At 37.6% G+C, this 15,954-nt stretch carries 17 protein-coding genes; 10 read left to right on the forward strand and 7 right to left on the reverse strand.

Going from position 1 to position 15,954, the window contains the following annotated elements; translation table 11 throughout:
* The first annotated feature begins 28 nt into the window (after nucleotides 1-28).
* From M0D58_RS06095 to M0D58_RS06110, 4 genes are read left to right on the forward strand one after another with little or no spacing between them, the layout of a single operon-like run.
* On the forward strand, nucleotides 29-1,582 hold the full coding sequence (locus M0D58_RS06095; RefSeq protein WP_248394295.1) for a BspA family leucine-rich repeat surface protein: 1,554 nt from the start codon (nucleotides 29-31) through the stop codon (nucleotides 1,580-1,582).
* Between the two features lie 21 nt (nucleotides 1,583-1,603).
* Nucleotides 1,604-2,986, forward strand: a complete 1,383-nt coding sequence (locus M0D58_RS06100) for a BspA family leucine-rich repeat surface protein (protein ID WP_248394297.1) — start codon at nucleotides 1,604-1,606, stop codon at nucleotides 2,984-2,986.
* 2 nt (nucleotides 2,987-2,988) lie between these two features.
* Nucleotides 2,989-3,876, forward strand: coding sequence for a BspA family leucine-rich repeat surface protein (locus M0D58_RS06105; protein ID WP_248394298.1), 888 nt, complete (start codon nucleotides 2,989-2,991; stop codon nucleotides 3,874-3,876).
* Nucleotides 3,825-4,487: a BspA family leucine-rich repeat surface protein gene (locus tag M0D58_RS06110; RefSeq protein WP_248394299.1), complete on the forward strand. Its 663-nt coding sequence runs from the start codon at nucleotides 3,825-3,827 to the stop codon at nucleotides 4,485-4,487. The genes M0D58_RS06105 and M0D58_RS06110 overlap by 52 nt, the downstream gene beginning before the upstream one ends.
* 52 nt (nucleotides 4,488-4,539) lie before the next feature.
* Here M0D58_RS06110 and purE read toward each other — a convergent pair whose 3' ends face one another.
* Nucleotides 4,540-5,043, reverse strand: coding sequence for a 5-(carboxyamino)imidazole ribonucleotide mutase (gene purE / locus M0D58_RS06115; protein ID WP_248394300.1), 504 nt, complete (start codon nucleotides 5,041-5,043; stop codon nucleotides 4,540-4,542).
* 146 nt (nucleotides 5,044-5,189) lie between these two features.
* Between purE and M0D58_RS06120 the strand changes: the two genes are divergently transcribed.
* The 3 genes from M0D58_RS06120 to M0D58_RS06130 all read left to right on the forward strand — a co-directional run bounded on the left by M0D58_RS06120 (nucleotide 5,190) and on the right by M0D58_RS06130 (nucleotide 8,886).
* Nucleotides 5,190-6,098, forward strand: a complete 909-nt coding sequence (locus M0D58_RS06120) for a DMT family transporter (protein WP_248394301.1) — start codon at nucleotides 5,190-5,192, stop codon at nucleotides 6,096-6,098.
* Nucleotides 6,099-6,192: 94 nt separating this feature from the next.
* Nucleotides 6,193-6,756: a hypothetical protein gene (locus tag M0D58_RS06125; RefSeq protein WP_248394302.1), complete on the forward strand. Its 564-nt coding sequence runs from the start codon at nucleotides 6,193-6,195 to the stop codon at nucleotides 6,754-6,756.
* 6 nt (nucleotides 6,757-6,762) lie between these two features.
* A complete protein-coding gene (locus M0D58_RS06130; RefSeq protein ID WP_248394303.1) occupies nucleotides 6,763-8,886 on the forward strand; it encodes a cation:proton antiporter in 2,124 nt (707 codons plus the stop codon).
* A gap of 52 nt (nucleotides 8,887-8,938) precedes the next feature.
* Here the strand turns inward: M0D58_RS06130 and M0D58_RS06135 are convergent, their stop codons facing one another.
* Nucleotides 8,939-10,051: a 5-(carboxyamino)imidazole ribonucleotide synthase gene (locus tag M0D58_RS06135; protein ID WP_248394305.1), complete on the reverse strand. Its 1,113-nt coding sequence runs from the start codon at nucleotides 10,049-10,051 to the stop codon at nucleotides 8,939-8,941.
* Between the two features lie 85 nt (nucleotides 10,052-10,136).
* Nucleotides 10,137-10,688 carry a DUF1543 domain-containing protein gene (locus M0D58_RS06140; protein WP_248394307.1) on the reverse strand — a complete coding sequence of 184 codons (552 nt, stop codon included), beginning with the start codon at nucleotides 10,686-10,688 and terminating at the stop codon, nucleotides 10,137-10,139.
* 87 nt (nucleotides 10,689-10,775) lie between these two features.
* Between M0D58_RS06140 and M0D58_RS06145 the strand changes: the two genes are divergently transcribed.
* Both M0D58_RS06145 and M0D58_RS06150 read left to right on the forward strand, forming a co-directional pair.
* Nucleotides 10,776-11,606: a sulfite exporter TauE/SafE family protein gene (locus M0D58_RS06145; protein WP_248394309.1), complete on the forward strand. Its 831-nt coding sequence runs from the start codon at nucleotides 10,776-10,778 to the stop codon at nucleotides 11,604-11,606.
* Nucleotides 11,606-11,989 (forward strand): DUF1634 domain-containing protein, encoded by a 384-nt coding sequence (locus M0D58_RS06150; RefSeq protein ID WP_248394311.1) that lies wholly within the window; start codon nucleotides 11,606-11,608, stop codon nucleotides 11,987-11,989. Before M0D58_RS06145 ends, M0D58_RS06150 begins: the two co-directional genes overlap by 1 nt.
* Here the strand turns inward: M0D58_RS06150 and bla are convergent.
* The 3 genes from bla to M0D58_RS06165 are packed head-to-tail and all read right to left on the reverse strand — an operon-like array spanning nucleotide 11,970 to nucleotide 13,681.
* Entirely contained in the window at nucleotides 11,970-12,848 is an 879-nt protein-coding gene (bla, locus tag M0D58_RS06155) for a subclass B3 metallo-beta-lactamase (RefSeq protein ID WP_248394313.1), read from the reverse strand. The two genes, M0D58_RS06150 and bla, sit on opposite strands and share 20 nt — an antisense overlap.
* Before the next feature lie 9 nt (nucleotides 12,849-12,857).
* A complete protein-coding gene (gene gloA2, locus M0D58_RS06160; protein WP_248394315.1) occupies nucleotides 12,858-13,235 on the reverse strand; it encodes an SMU1112c/YaeR family gloxylase I-like metalloprotein in 378 nt (125 codons plus the stop codon).
* Nucleotides 13,236-13,243: 8 nt separating this feature from the next.
* Nucleotides 13,244-13,681: a nuclear transport factor 2 family protein gene (locus M0D58_RS06165; RefSeq protein ID WP_248394317.1), complete on the reverse strand. Its 438-nt coding sequence runs from the start codon at nucleotides 13,679-13,681 to the stop codon at nucleotides 13,244-13,246.
* 109 nt (nucleotides 13,682-13,790) lie between these two features.
* Here M0D58_RS06165 and M0D58_RS06170 point away from each other — a divergent pair, with 109 nt between their 5' ends.
* Nucleotides 13,791-14,879 (forward strand): endonuclease/exonuclease/phosphatase family protein, encoded by a 1,089-nt coding sequence (locus tag M0D58_RS06170; RefSeq protein ID WP_248394319.1) that lies wholly within the window; start codon nucleotides 13,791-13,793, stop codon nucleotides 14,877-14,879.
* Between the two features lie 22 nt (nucleotides 14,880-14,901).
* On the opposite strand, the gene M0D58_RS06175 is transcribed toward M0D58_RS06170, so the two are convergent.
* Nucleotides 14,902-15,945 carry an A/G-specific adenine glycosylase gene (locus tag M0D58_RS06175; protein ID WP_248394321.1) on the reverse strand — a complete coding sequence of 348 codons (1,044 nt, stop codon included), beginning with the start codon at nucleotides 15,943-15,945 and terminating at the stop codon, nucleotides 14,902-14,904.
* Between the last annotated feature and the right edge of the window lie 9 nt (nucleotides 15,946-15,954).

The following is a 15,954-nucleotide window of genomic DNA, read 5'->3' on the forward strand; positions in this document are numbered from 1 at the left end:
GTTATTTCTCACTCCAAACTATATAACTATGAAAAAACTATTACTCATTACAATTTGTATTTTTTTCTTTCAGATTACGAAAGCACAGAATGAGTTTATTACTATTTGGCAGCCTGGCCTTGTTTCAAATCCCAGTGTTACTGTAGACGCTCCTTTTCAGGCAAATTCAAATCAAATCTGGTTTCCCGGCAATGGTGAAAATTATACAATTGAGTGGGAAGAAATTGGTTATCCGCTTCACAACGGAATTATGACGAACGTAACCTCTGCCAATCAGGTTTTAATTGATTTCGGAACATCAAGCGGAGATTCTTCCGGTGCCACTTACAGAGTAAAAGTCTCCAATGGAAACGGTGTTTTCAGACAAATAAAATTTGGAACAGCACAATTATTTAATGCTGCAGAATTGGTTATACCAATCTGGCAGATGTTTGGCAGCGCTGATAAAATAACAGAAATAGAGCAATGGGGAAACATCTCATGGATCTCTATGAATTCTGCTTTTACCAATTGTCTATCCCTACAGCTTACTGCAACGGACAGCCCGAACCTTAACGCTGTTACAGATGTATCTTTTATGTTTTTTGGAACTCCGCAATTTACAGGAGCCCCTTCTATGCAAAACTGGAATACTTCTAAAGTTAAGAACTTCAGCTTTATGTTTTCTTGTCTTACAAGCACTTCTACTATTCCTCACCAGTTCAATTCACCTTTTATAGGAAACTGGAATACTTCTTCAGCTACAGATATGAGTTATATGCTGGCCGGAAGAACAGCATTCAATCAAAGTGTAAACAATTGGGACGTTTCAAAAGTTACCAATATGGCCTGGATGTTTGGTCAATGTGTAAGCTTCAATCAGCGATTGGACAATTGGAACACTTCAAGTCTTCAGGATATGCATTTCATGTTTCATATGATTCCTGTATTCAATCAGCCTTTAAATATGTGGAACACATCCAATGTTACAAATATGGCACACGTATTTCATGGCTGTACTTCATTCAATCAAAACTTAAACTCCTGGAATGTAAGTAACGTTACAACGATAAATACTTTTTTAACAGAGGCATCAAGCTATAATCAATCATTCGAAAACTGGACTTTAGCATCAGTGAGCGATGCTTCAAGTATGATTGTAAATACTGCTATTGATTGCAACAATTACAGTAAAACACTTGTAGCCTGGGCAAACAATACCAATACGGCAAACAATGTCAATCTGGGGTCTACAACGCCGGCAAAATACGCCTCCAATATTGTCAATGAAAGAGACTTTCTCATTAATAACAAAAACTGGATTATTTCAGGAGACTCAGTTGGAAGCTGTTTTCTTGCAACTTCTGAAATTAAAACCACAAAAGCAGCTTCAATTTATCCTAATCCCGCGAAAGATAATATCCATACAGAACACTTACATGGCGCTGAAAAATACAGAATTGTTGATGCATCCGGAAGACTACTAAAGGAAGGAAAGATAGAAAATGAAATCATCAACATCAGCACTTTATCAAAAGGAAATTACATTTTACAGATCGTAACAAAAGATAAAGTTCAAACTCATAAATTCATTAAAGAATAAAGAACATTGAAAATATTGCTCATGTTAAGATATATCGTAACTTTTTTATGCCTGATTTTTTGTCAAACATTAGAAGCCCAGAATGAGTTTATCACCATCTGGAAACCCAGCAACCAAAGTACTACTGTTTTTTCGGGATCCGGTTCTACGGTTAATCAGATCTGGTTTCCCGGATCTGGAAATAATTTTAATGTATCTTGGGAAGAAATAGGATTTCCTAACCATAACAGTAGCTTTACCGTAACTTCCGCAGATCATTTTCTCATCGATTTCGGAGCTCCTCTTAATCCAAACCCGGGTAGTGCCACTTATAAAGTTAAAATAAGCAATGGCAACGGAAATTTCCAGGCTGTAAAATTCCCTAATGAGGCATTCATTTCTCCAAGCCTTCGTATCCCCACCATTACTTCTTTCAATGGAGATACAAAAAAAATATTAGAAGTTTCGCAATGGGGAAATATCCAGTGGGCCAATATGGAATGGGCATTTTCAGAGTGTACAAATCTTGATGTAACAGCAACCGACATTCCGGATTTATCCTCTGTAAACAGCATGGTAGCCATGTTCTACAATTGCTCATCCCTTCTCGGAAATCCTACGTTCAATCTTTGGAACACCTCTTCCGTAAACAATATGAGCCACTTATTTGCCAGCGCAGGAAATTTCAACCAGCCAATTGGAAACTGGAATGTTTCGAATGTAACCAATATGGACTGGATGTTCCACTATCTCCCTAAATTTAATCAGCCTATCGGAAACTGGAATACTTCAAAGGTTACCAGCATGACGCATATGCTTCATATTTGTCTGGAATTCAACCAGGATATTACGGATTGGGATACTTCAAAAGTTACGGATATGAGATCTATATTAGAACAGGCCTTTGCCTTTAACTATAGCTTGGGAAAATGGAATTTAAGCGTACTCTCCATGGCTGCAAGAATGATTGCCAGTTCGGGAATAGATTGTACCAACTACGGAAATACTCTGGAAGGATGGGCCAATAACCCTGCTACTCCTTCGGGAATTAATTTATACAGTGTGGCGCCGCTTGTGTACAGTTCATCGGCATCTTTGGCCGCCAGGGATTTTTTAATAAATAATAAAGGTTGGTTAATATCAGGAGATAATTATATCATGGAATGCGAAGGTTTGCTATCTGCTTCAGAAAATCCTTTAAAAAATCAGATCAGTATTTATCCGAATCCTGCAACAGATTTTATTTATCTTAAAAATGAAAAAAATGCTACAGGATATACCATTGTGGATGCATCAGGAAGAATCGTTCTTCAGAATACTTTGCGTGATCATAAAATAGATATCAGCTCTCTGACAAAGGGAAATTATGTTTTACAATTCATGGTAAAAAATCAACTTTTGAATTTCAAATTCATTAAAAAATAAAGATGCTGAAAAAACTATCTTTTTTAATTCTTTTGATAAGTTTAGCCCAATTCCTAAAGGCTCAGAATGAATTTATTACGGTATGGAAGCCGTCTAATATCCAGACTTCTGCTTTACAAACCGGAGTTGTTTCTACAGATACTCAGATTTTCTTTCCAATGAGAGGAACTAATTTCGATGTTGCATGGGAAGAAATCGGATATCCGTCTCATAATGGAAACTTAACCAGCCTTTCTTCGAATCTTGATATCCTGATCGACTTCGGAATGCCATTAAATCCTAATCCGGCTAATGCAACCTACAGATTAAAGGTAACGGGAAGCTACAGCAATATCAGATTTGCCGATACAGATTTATTTCCTCAGACACCTGCAGTTGTAGGCGACACTCAAAAAATCATTAGTGTAGAACAGTGGGGAAATAATCAATGGACAACAATGAAGGAAGCCTTTACTGTATGCAGCAACCTGGATGTTCCGGCAACTGACATCCCGGATTTGTCGAATGTTAACAGTATGGCTAAAATGTTTTCTCAATGTTTTAATTTACTGTTAAATCCAACCATCAATAACTGGAATATCTCTCATGTTACAGATATTTCAAATGCATTTTTCGCCTGTTATATATTCAACCGCTGCGTTGAAAACTGGGATACTTCCAATGTCACCAAAATGGAAGGTACTTTTGGGTTTTGCAATCTTTTCAATCAGCCTCTTGCAAACTGGGATACCTCTAAAGTAACAACCACATCAAGCATGTTTCAGCATGCAACAAACTTCAATCAGCCAATCGGAAACTGGGATATGTCAAAAAATACGGATATGGAATTTATGTTTTTATGGCTGACTCCTTCAACCAGCCTATCGGAAACTGGGATACTTCCAATGTAATTACCTGTCATTTCATGTTCTTTAGTGCAATAAATTTTAATCAGGACATCGGAAACTGGGATATGGGCAAGATAATACGTACGGAATCGATGTTTCAAAATGCAACCAGCTTTAACCAGGATCTTGGAAACTGGAACCTTCAGGCTTTGGTGATGGCATCTTCCATGCTTAACAATTCCGGTTTAAACTGTGTCAATTACAGCAAGACATTAAAAGGCTGGGGAATGAACAACAACACGGCAAATAATGTAAATATAGGCTCTGTTGCACCTCTGTCCTACTCTTCAGATATAATTAGTTATAGAAGCGCTCTTATTGCCAAAGGATGGCAAATTACCGGAGATAATCTCGGAGAATGCAGAATTCTGGCAACTTCAGAAGCATCTCTTAACAATACTTTTTCTATTTATCCGAATCCGACAAAAGATATTATTTACCTTAAGAATATCAAAGGGATTAAGTGTATCATTTTCGATGCATCAGGAAGAATTGTTCTCCGGCAAGAGTTAAATGACAATAAAATTGATGTTAAATATTTAGCAACAGGAAATTACACAATACAAATTATCACTAAAGATAAAAGGCATCATTTCAAATTTATCAAGCAATAATCATTTGGGGCTCACGATAATCGTGAGCCCCAAATGATTTATCTACCGTATTTTACTGGTCAAAATGATTAGGATGCTTTGCTTTAATATCATCAACTGTTCCCAAAACTTTATCTTTAAGTGCGTCCTGATATTTCTGAAGATTTTCAGCCACCAGATGGTCTGAAGCCGCAATAATTTTTGCTGCTAAGATTCCTGCGTTCAAAGCACCATTCAAAGCAACAGTTGCCACAGGAATTCCTCCGGGCATCTGAAGAATTGACAAGACAGAATCCCATCCATCGATAGAATTACTTGATAAAATAGGAACTCCAATCACGGGTAATGTTGTACAGCTTGCAACCATTCCCGGAAGATGTGCTGCTCCGCCTGCTCCGGCTACAATTACTTTCAGGCCTCTTTCCCTGGCTGTTTTAGCATAATCGAACATCCTTTCCGGCGTTCTGTGTGCGGAAACTACCGTCAGCTCATACGGAATATCCAAAGATTTTAAAAAATTTGCAGCCTGTTCCATGATCGGCAAGTCGCTCTGACTTCCCATAATAATTCCTACCATTCTTCTGTTTATTAGATCCTCAAAGATAAAAAATTAATAAGCTCCGTGCAAAAAGGCGCAAAAGTTGTTCCTATCAACGGCATGCGCTGTCTTTAGACGACATTCAATTTTAAATTAAGTATTTTTGCTAACCATACAACCACATTTTGAAAGATTATAAACTTACGCTCGCAATCCTGACTGTTGCTATTGTCTGGGGAACTACTTTTTTATCCATCCGGGTTGCTGTTGAAACTATCCCTGCCTGGTTTGTAGCGGGAATCCGTCAGTTTCTGGCTTCCATCATCATGCTTATGATCATTTTATACAGAAGACAATTTCAGTGGATCGGCTGGAAAAATCTGGGCTATCAGCTTGTTTTTTCATCATTGATGCTGATTGTTGCCAACGGATTAACAACGGTTGCAGAAGAAACACTTACCAGCAGCCTTACATCTTTAATCAGTGCAACATCACCCATTATTGTATTTCTTGGAAGCGTGGCACTAGGTTTACAGAAGTTTACTTTCAGAGCACTTATCGGCGTATCATTATGTTTCGGAGGAATAACATTTATTTTCTGGGACGGCATCCATGATCTTGCGATTCCGGAGTATAGATTTGGGATTTTCCTTCTGTTTTGTGGTATTCTGGGTTGGGCCTCCGGAACTATTTTCACAAAAAAGATGAATATTCAGAGTAAAAATATTTCATTAAACCTTTTCTACCAGTTTGCTTTTGCCGGAATTATTCAGATCATCTTCGCATTTTTATTCACCAAAGATTATAACTTCGGGAACTGGTCGCTGAAAAGTGTTTCGGCCATGTTATATTTATCCCTGTTCGGTTCCGTAGCAGCTTTTTTTGCTTATCATTATGCCTTAACAAGAGTTTCACCGGTTCAGGTTTCCATTCTGGCATATGTGAATACTATTATTTCCATATTCTTAAGCTGGTTGCTTCTTAAAGAAGACATTTCTGCTAAATTTATCATTGCTGCAGGTCTGATCATCCTTGGAGTGTTCGTCATCAATTACAACCGGGAAATGTTTAAAAGGCACAAATTGGTTAAATAAAGACTAATGATAAAGATCCCGACGAGTATTTTGAACCTTTAGAATTTCTTATTATCATCATTTTTTATTATATTGTTTAATCCAAAATTACAATATGCTTAAAAACGTACTATTTATTATCATTACGATTTCATTTCTTTTAGTTGCCTGTGACGATAAAAAAAAGGAAACTGATCTTATGATGAGAGAAAAACAGCTGCTGGAAAAAGAGAAGATATTTGCTCAGAAAGAATCTGAATATCAATCTCTTTTAAAGATGAGAGACAGTATTTTCTCAAAGAAAGATTCCATAAAAATTACAGTCTGGCCAAAAGAGGTTGCCGGCGCATGGACAGGAAAAGTAATTTGCACAGAATCCAACTGTAACGATTATGTGGTTGGAGATCAGCGTACCGATACCTGGGAATTCGACAGCGATTCTTTACAGCTTTCAACGAAAATTATCAATAATAACAATCTGGTGAGGGTATACTCCGGGAAATTTGAAAACAACGAGATCAAACTCAATTACAAAACAGATTCCACATCAAAAAAACGGGTGGAAATGAATGTCTTGCTGAATGAAATTTCACCAAACAAAATCAGAGGTACAAGAACAATAGCTGTAGATAACTGTATGGCAAAATTCTCTGTAGAACTTATCCGTTCAACCAAATAAACACTTATGAACTTACTGAGCATACATAATCTGAGTTTCCCCATCGAAGATCCGGTGCTGAAGTTTCTTCTTGTGCTGATTATCATTCTGGCAGCTCCCCTTCTTCTGAATAAAATAAAAGTCCCGCATCTTCTGGGCCTCATTATTGCCGGCGCCGTAATCGGCCCGAATGGTTTCAATATTCTGGCAAGAGACAGCAGCATTGTGGTTACCGGAACTACCGGACTTTTATACATTATGTTTCTGGCAGGCCTGGAAATTGATATGGGAGATTTCAAAAAAAACAAGTGGAAAAGCCTTACATTCGGCATTTATACCTTTACGGTTCCTTTTGTATTAGGATATTTAGGTGCTTTCTATATTCTTGGTTTTTCCATGCTCACCTCAATACTTTTTGCCAGCTTGTTTTCATCACATACACTTATTGCCTATCCTCTAGTGAGCAAACTGGGAATTGCAAAAAATCCTGCTGTAAACATTACCGTTGGCGGGACCATGATTACAGATATTCTTGCCTTATTGGTCCTTGCTGTTATCGTTGGCATGTCGCAGGGTGAGGTAGGAACTGAATTCTGGGTAAAACTTTCGGTTTCATTTATTATTTTCGGACTGATTGTATTGTTTGTTTTCCCAATAATCGGACGATGGTTTTTCAAAAAGGTTGATGATAAAATTTCACAGTATATTTTTGTACTGGTTATGATATATCTTGCAGCCTTACTTGCTGAATTAGCAGGTGTTGAAGCCATTATCGGTGCTTTTTTTGCAGGTCTAGCCTTAAACAGATTAATCCCGCACACTTCTTCTCTTATGAACCGAGTAGAATTTGTAGGAAATGCCATTTTTATTCCTTTCTTTTTGATAAGTGTAGGTATGCTGATTGATTTTAAAGTCTTTTTTAAAAGTTGGGAAACGCTGGAAGTTGCAGGAATTATGCTCGTTGCATCCATAGGTGGAAAATATCTTTCGGCAGTTGCTACCCAAAAAACTTTCAGACTTTCCGGTGAAGAAGGGAAACTCATTTTTGGTTTAAGCTCAGCCTCCGCAGCGGCAACATTAGCTTCTGTTATGGTGGGATATAATATTATTCTCTCCGAAACTGAAACCGGTGAACCTGTTCGTTTACTCAATGAACATGTTTTGAACGGAAGTATTCTGCTGATTCTTATTTCCTGTACGATCTCTTCCTTTATCTCTATGTCGAGTGCACAAAAAATTGCCGAGCAAGACAATGAGGATACGGTTTCCGGTAAAAATCATGAAGAAGAAAATATTCTTTTGGCTTTAAATTACGAAGCAACGGTGGAAAGAATGGTAAACTTGGGCATCATGATCAAAGCACACTCCAATACAGAAGATTTATTTGCTTTAAATGTCATTAATGAAGATAAAAATGAATCTTCGGTAAAGAATGCAGAAAAGCTTCTTCACCAGGCGGCAGATACGGCAGCGGCTTCAGACGTGAAAATGCAGACACTAAAGAGATATGATAATGATGTGGTAAACGGAATTAATAATGTCATTAAGGAACAGAATATCACGGATCTTATTATCGGGTTGGAGGATGAAAAAGGCTTCTCCCCTGCTTTTGTGTATAACCTTTATAATGGCTATCTTCAAAACGACGATGTCAATGTGCTTGTTTACCACGCGGCACAACCTTTGTCAACCATTAAGAAATACGCCGTAATGATTCCTGAAAATGCCCACAAGGAAGCCGGCTTTTTCCATGCACTTTTAAGAGTCTGGAATATTGCCAGAAATTCAGGGGCAACTGTTGTTTTTTATGCTGCCGAAAATATTCTGAACATCCTCCAGAGAATTCTTAAAAAAGCTAATATTGAGGCCGAATTTATCATTATGAAAACCTGGAAAGACGGCGAAGAAACCGCTTCACAGCTGAAGGAAGATGAGGCATTAATACTTTTTATGGCAAAACGCGGAATGCATTCTTATATTCCGAGAATGAGATTAATTCCGGAGCTGCTGAACAAAAACCTGCCGGATAAAAATTATTTGCTGATTTTCCCTTATTCCGAATTTAATGAAAATAACTCTGAAAAAAGATCGGTAGGGAATCATGATGATTTTATGGAAATCGGGAATATTATTAAAAAGATTTTTAAGTAGATGCTGCAAAGCCCTGACAGAGTTTGGAACTCTGTCAGGGCTCTACATAGCATTATTCTGCAATCACCCTTACCATTCCTTTTACCATTACCAGCTTTTCCATCAGCTCTTCTCGGGACTCTGCCAGAACATTGATATGTCCCATTTTTCTTCCGGGTTTGGTTTCGGTTTTTCCGTACAGATGAATATAGGTTTCAGGCAATCTCAAGACTTCTTCCATTCCTTCATAGATTACTTTTCCGGAATAACCTTCCGCACCAACAAGATTCAGCATTCCGCTGTAGATGATGGCGTCGGTATCTGCCAAAGGCAAATTTTTCACAACACGATACATTTGCTCAAACTGCGAATTGGCATTTCCTTCCTGGCTTTGATGACCCGAATTATGTAATCTGGGAGCCGTTTCATTTACCCATACTTTTCCTTCTTTATCCAAAAATAACTCAATAGCGAAAAGCCCCGGAGAATTGATGGCATTTAAAAATTTTTCTGTGATGAAATTGATCTGCTCTTCAATATCATCTGATAAAACAACAGGACAAATATTGAAATCAAGAAGATTCAGTTTGGGATCTGCCACCATTTCCGTTACAGGAAAAGTTTTGGTTTCGCCGTTTTCATTTCTGGCTACAATAACGGAAAGTTCTTTATCGATATCCACCAGCTTTTCAATTACTGAATCCTGTGTCCACAGATTTTTCATATCTTCTGCAGTGCGGATTACCTGTACTCCCTTCCCGTCGTAGCCGCCTGTATTCATTTTCTGTACGAAAGGCAGCGGCATTTTTATTTCGTCGGAACTTCCGTCCATCACTTCAAATTCCGGGCTCGGAATATCGTGGGCTTTATAGAATTGTTTCTGAAGAATTTTCTGCTGAATGGTTTTAATGATATTGGAATTTGGAACTACTTTTATTCCCTGGTTTTCCAGTTCGGACAGTGCATCTGCATTCACATGCTCGATTTCAATAGTCACCACGTCTTTATCCTTACCAAAATTCAGAACCGTTTCGTAATCGTTGAAATTCCCTTGTGTAAAGTAAGAAATATTGTGGCATGGCGCATCGGGAGCCGGATCAAGTGTATAAAATTCATCGTCGTATTTTAACGCTTCCTGAATCAGCATTCTTCCAAGCTGTCCGCCACCTAAAATTCCTATTTTCATTTTTACCTTTTATTTTTTCTGTTATATTTTATTTTATTGAATATTTTAAATAAAGCCCGAAAACTTTCATTTAAAAATATATTATTTACTGGACTTTATCGATCTTCAGATAGCCCAGACTTACGAAATTTTCCTGATTTTCAGCATCTGATCTTACCAGGGAAATTGCATATTTCTGCTTCATTTCCGAAGGAAGAATTTCTTTTACCGGGAAAATATCATCGATATCCACCCCGAGTTTTTCATCAATATGGCTGGTTGCTCCTTTGAAACCCATAGTTTTGTAAAACTCCGTTGCTTTTGCTCTTTTTACAGCTTCTGCCATTGACGTTCCCACTACAAGATGCTGCTCATGAAACTCTTCAAAAAATCCTCTTTTGTAGCCTCCGAGATTGATGAAATAGAGCTGCTCTTCGGAAGTTTCCTGCCCTCTTTCAACAATCTTCACTTCATATCCGTCTACAAATTTCACTTCCTGATAACAGTCGATATGAATTTTCCCTTTTGCTTCTTTCCAGAAAGCTTTCATATCTTCCACAAGATCTTTCAGGTTCTCTGCGATTCCGAAAAACACATCGTGCTGCTCAATATTTCTTCCGGGTGGTGTCGCTCCGAGAATGACATAAAAAAGTTTCATATTTCAATTTTTGTTTAGGCAAAAATACATCAAATTTATCTTTTTTAAACGTTTGGCAGACTAACGCAATAGTTTTATATTTGTAGCATGTCAGAAATCATTATTCTCTTCCTTGGAGCAATTTCGGCAGGACTTCTTGGGTCACTGACCGGCTTGGGAGGAGGAGTTATTATTATTCCTTTGTTAACACTGGGTTTTGGTGTTCCTATGCATTATGCTATCGGTGCTTCTCTTATTTCTGTGATCGGAACTTCCTCCGGTGCTGCAGTTGCTTTTGTGAAAGAAGGTTTCACCAATATGCGGATCGGGATGTTTCTGGAAATTGCCACAACTGCAGGAGCAATCGTTGGAGCACTGGTTTCCGGAATGCTGAATCCCAATACCATCGGAATCATTTTCGCAAGCATCCTTCTTTTAACGGTTATTTTAAATTTAAAAGGCAAGCCTGACCATCAGGAACCCGTAATTAAGGGAAGCCTTGAAGAAAAACTGAAACTGTACGGAACGTTTCCTGATAAAGGTATTTTGAAAAGCTATTCTGCAAGAAATACGGTTCCGGGATTTTTTATGATGATGTTTGCCGGTGCTATGTCCGGACTTTTAGGAATCGGATCCGGTGCTTTGAAAGTTCTGGCGATGGATAATATGATGAAACTGCCTTTTAAAGTTTCAACCACCACAAGTAATTTTATGATTGGTGTGACTGCGGTGGCAAGTGCACTGATTTATTTCCAGAGAGGAGAAATTGTTCCTGTGATTGTAGCTCCGGTTTTGATCGGGGTTGTGGTAGGCAGCTTTATCGGTTCTAAAACACTGATGGTTTCAAAAACAAAAAAGTTAAAGGTATTTTTTGCGATTGTGATTACAATCCTTTCTGTATATATGATGTATAACGGTATCAATAAAAGCTTCAGATAATGAAAAAGAACTTCACAGATGTTGATCTGAACCGTTCGGTGGGAAATTTGCTGAGATTAGGCGTTATTCTTTCTGTTATTACATCATTGATCGGTTTTGTAAAGCTTTTTACAGAGGGTTTTAAAATGCCTAAAAAATACACTTCACTCGATATGGGAAGTTCCTCGGAAAAAGTATGGGGACATTTTTGGAATTCGCTTTGCAAAGGCGAAGGAATGGCCATCATTCAGCTGGGGATTTTGCTTCTGATCTTCACCCCTTTAATGAGGATTATTTTTGCACTGATCGGGTATTTAAAAGAAAAAGACTACGTTTATGTAGTCATTTCTTCCATCGTTCTGGCTATCATGGCGATCAGCTTCTTTACAGGTTATGCCCATTAAGCTCTTCTGATTTTTTTTCAAGATAATCTTTCTCCAGCTCATCAAGCTGATCAAAATATTCTTTTTTGTTCATAAATGCGCCCGGATTGTAAGGATCTTTCGGCTTACGTTTTTCATGAAGGTCAAACTGGCTTGCGTGGGAAGCTACCCAAATATCGAAATTCAGCTTTCTCATTTGCTGTAAAGTGTATTGATAATCTTTTTCAATAGAAGGATAAGCAGCAACTTCCGAGAATTTTTTATCAATAATAATGGTCGGCATATTGGCAATTAAAACCTTATAACTTCTTTTGTTATCTTTAGTTTCAAATATAAAACTGCAGGAACCTTTTGTATGTCCGGGATGATGAAGCATGGTGAGGGTGGTGTTTCCAAGCTTTACAATGTCTTTATCTTTTAAAATATAATCCGGGGTAACCGGTTTAAACGTTACGCCATATTTTCCCATTTCATAATCCGTTTTCCCTCCGCTTTTTAAGACTCCAGCATCTGCGGCATCAACATATAATCTTGCTCCTGTTTCTTTTTTAATAGCTGCCATTGCTCCTAAATGATCGTAATGCGCCTGTGTAAGCAGCAATACCTTGATATCATTATATGTAAAACCCAGCTTTTTAATATTGTTCTTAATTACCGGAAGTGAATCTGCCAATCCTGTGTTAATAAGGATATTTCCTTTATCCGTCACAATGAGATAAGAGGCTAAATCATATGTTCCTACATAATAAAGATTTCCGGCAATCCGGAAGGGCTCATAAGATTGCGACCATTCTTTAGGATGGTTTTTGGGTTCATGGACAATCTGTGCACTATACTGAACTATCATTAGCAGTCCTAAAATGATTACATATTTTTTCATGGTAAATTTTTAAACTTCATAGAATTCTAATGGCAATTGGTCCGGATCCTGGGTAAAGAAGAATGCTTTCTCCGTAAATTCATCAATCCTGATTTCTTCACAATTTAGCCCTTTTTGAATTAATTCTTCCCTTTTTTCATTAACATTTTCTACCAAAAAAGCCAGATGTCTCAGCCCACATGCTTCAGGCCTGGAAGGCCTTGCCGGAGGGTCGGGAAATGAAAAAAGTTCAATCATATAATGGTCTCCTATGGCAAGATCCAGCTTAAAAGACTGTCTTTCTTCACGGTATACTTCACGGATGATATTTAATCCTAAAACTTCAGTATAGAATTTTTTTGAAATTTCATAATCTGAACAGATGATGGCGATATGGTGGATTTTCATTTAAAAGTTTATTTTATTTCCTTACAGTTGTCTTTTCTTCTTGTATCAATTAAATACTGGATTTTCCACTCCCCGCTCTGTTGTTTTACCAGTTGAAAGCTGTTTGCTCCGCAATGGGAAAATTTGCCTTTAAAATAAAAAGAATAGGGTGTAAAAACACTCGCCAGGTTTCCGTCGGTATGGATAGCTTCAATAATGATTCTTTCATCAAGATCATTTTTCTGCATCTTTGAAACGGAGGCTATAAAATCATTGATGTCTTCATTTTTCACACCGTCTTTGGTGATGGTCTGCAGAACAGCTGTTTCAGAAAAAACGGATTTCAGCAGCTCGGCATCTGCATTTTTCATCGCAGTAAATAAAGTCCTTACAGGCTGTTCAATTTCCTGACTTTGCCCGAAACATAAACTTCCTGAAAGAAAGAGGAATGCAAAAATTTTGTTCATGGTAAAATGTATTTCGAAAGCTTTAATTGTTGTTAAGAATATGCTTTAAAGATAATTTGATTTGAGCAATAATAAAAAATAAATTAAATTTATAGAATTATTTTAATATATGTGGACAGCTTATCTGATTCTGACTGTATTGTTGTTAATTGTAACCATACTGCCAAAAATTCAACATTCTCACTGGATATTCCGGGTTCCGGAATTTGGTAAAATACAGATCACGGTATTTATACTTTTGACTATTATTCTCGGCTTCGCCGCTCCCGGTAAATCTGAATATTTCTGTTATTATCAGGGACTTTTATTAGTTATGCTCATCCATCACAGCATCATTCTCATTAAATATACTCCGCTGTACCCTGTTAAAAAGTACACGCAAAAATACCAGTCTTCTAATAAACTGCATTTTATCTCTGCCAATGTTTATCAGTTTAATAAAGAATATGAACGCTTTATTCAATTGGTTAAAAAATATAAGCCTGATATGTTTCTTACGATGGAAAGTAACGGCGACTGGGAACAGGCGTTGAAACCTTTGGAAAAAGACTATCCGTATCATCATAAAGTAACGCTGGAAAACACCTACGGAATGCATTTTTATTCGAAAATTAAAATTGAAAGTTCCAGAACGCATTATTTTGTGGCAGATGATATTCCCAGCATTGAAGCACATTTAAAAACCGAAGACGGATTTTCTTTTGTATTTTTCGGAGTTCATCCTCCACCGCCAAGTCCAACCGAAGAAGAAACCTCGAAAGAACGTGACGGCGACCTGCTAAGTACCGCAAAAAGAGTAAGAGAAATAAAAAAACCTCTTATTGTTGTCGGTGATTTTAATAATGTAGCATGGTCCAAATCCTCCATATTATTTAGAAAAACCAGTCACCTCATCGATCCCAGGATCGGACGCTCATTTGTCTCAACTTTTCACGCAAAATACCGTCTGCTGAGATTCCCGATTGACCTGATGTTCCACAGTGAAGAAATCTTTATTGAAGACCTGAAAACCCTTGAAAATTTTGGTTCCGACCATCTTCCGGTATACTGTGAATTTTTTATTGATCACGAGCAGGATAAAAAGCAGGAAGAACGCATCGACCATGCTACAAAAGAAGAAAAAGAAGAAGCCGAAGAAATGATTGAAGAAGGAAAAGAGGAAGACGGAAACAGAGATGCCATAGTTACGGAAGGGTAACGAATACAGGATTTAATTTTACTTATAAAATCCTGTAAGCTGTGTGATAATTTCCGATATAATTTTCCAGTGGTTTCGGGAAAGATTTTTGGTGAGAGCTTTCATAATCACTGATCATATAATCATTTTCGGCGATAAAATTATTCCAGGCCTCTTCCGAATCCACTTCGACATTGTAAATTTCAATGCTGAGGTTTTTATGCGTCAGTTTATGATGCACTGTTTTTACACTTTTAATAAAAGGTAATAGTTCATCGGAAATCTGAGGAGGAAATTCAAACAGTTTTTTCCATATAAAATCGTCTTTTCTCTGCTGAATTAAAAATTCTCCGTTCCGGTGTACGAAGTAATATTTCAACTCGAGACCTTCTGCTTTTACTTTTTTTGTTTTAACAGGAAAATTATAGATTTTATTGGTTAAAAAAGCGATACAATCCTGATTTAAAGGACATTCTCCGCAAAGAGGATTTTTAGGTTTACAGACTTCCGAACCCAAATCCATCATGGCCTGATTAAAATCCCCCACATTGTCAGGTAAGATTAAATGAGCTAGATCGGAGAAATAATTAAACGCCCTGGAACTGGAAACATCAAAATCATCCGCAAAAACACGGCTTAAAACCCGGTAAAAATTACCGTCAACTGCAGGAATCTTTCCATTGAAACAGATGCTTGAAACTGCCGCCGCCGTATATTTCCCCACTCCTTTCAGCTTTAGGATTTCCTCATATTCGCCAGGAAATATTCCATCATAATCGTTCATGATCTGCTGTGCCGCCTTGTGAACATTGATTGCTCTTGAATAATACCCCAATCCTTTCCAGTAAAGTAAAACTTCATTTTCATCGGCTTCTGCGAGTGTTTTTACGTCGGGAAACCGTTCAGTAAAATTGGTATAATGACCGAGCCCCTGACTGATTCTTGTCTGCTGAAAAACAATTTCGCAGATCCATATTTTATACGGATCTTTTGTCTGTCGGAAAGGAAGATCTCTGGCGTTTTTTCCGTACCAGATCAGAAGTTTGCCACCAATGTGTTTGAAGTCTGGAGTGACCGTATTTTTCAAACTTTTATT

Origin of the sequence: Chryseobacterium nepalense (assembly GCF_023195755.1) — a bacterium.
Classification (GTDB): Bacteria; Bacteroidota; Bacteroidia; order Flavobacteriales; family Weeksellaceae; genus Chryseobacterium; species Chryseobacterium nepalense.